The following is a 662-nucleotide window of genomic DNA, read 5'->3' as shown; positions in this document are numbered from 1 at the left end:
CTTTGTTCACAAAGTTGAACCTCATTTTATTTAGGCGAGTCCCTGAATCACCACAAACTTTTCAAGCAATTGCTCTTCTGTCTCAATGTGGTTTGGATCAATAATAATACATTTGGTTATTGGACAAACTGACTGACAGGTAGGCTTTTCGTAATGACCTTTGCACTCAGTACATAAGTTAGGGTCGATTTCGAAGATGCTGTCTCCCATGCTGATCGCGCCATTCGGGCATTCCGGATCACACATGTCGCAGTTAATGCATTTGTCAGTGATGAGTAACGCCATGATTACTTACCAGTAGGGTTACGAGTGTCCTGGCCTGCGTTTAGATTGCGCATCAACAGACCGTATTCTAGGTCCATGTCTTCAGGAACAGGAATGAATACGAAGTGGCCGTTACCTTTTGCGTCTTCAATTGACTCTGATTTGCGGTTTTCCATCGCTTCTAGAGTGAAAACAACGTTACCTTTTGGTGTCATTAACTCCAGGCTGTCACCTACAACGAATTTGTTTTTCACTTCAACTTCTGCCATGTCGCCACGACGTTTACCTGTGAACTCACCAACAAATTGTTGTGCGTCAGAGACTGAGTAACCGTAGTCGTAGTTTTGGTAAGTATCGTGTGTATGACGACGTAGGAAACCTTCTGTGTAACCACGGTG

The 662-nt window shown here is 43.8% G+C and carries 2 protein-coding genes; both read right to left on the bottom strand.

Going from position 1 to position 662, the window contains the following annotated elements:
* Positions 1–30 precede the first annotated feature (30 nt).
* Complete coding sequence (locus R7E78_RS27295; protein ID WP_318058773.1) at positions 31–285, bottom strand: YfhL family 4Fe-4S dicluster ferredoxin; 255 nt, start codon at positions 283–285, stop codon at positions 31–33.
* A gap of 2 nt (positions 286–287) precedes the next feature.
* Positions 288–662, bottom strand: a 375-nt coding sequence (locus R7E78_RS27290) for a U32 family peptidase C-terminal domain-containing protein (RefSeq protein WP_318058772.1), incomplete at its 5' end; no start/stop codon positions are given.

This window comes from Vibrio sp. YT-19(2023) (assembly GCF_033337395.1).
This window is presented reverse-complemented; position numbering and strand designations above follow the sequence as displayed.

Coding starts and splice junctions, on each gene's coding strand:
- R7E78_RS27295 (WP_318058773.1), bottom strand. CDS start 285: ATGGCGTTACTCATCACTGACAAATGCATTAACTGCGACATGTGTGAT.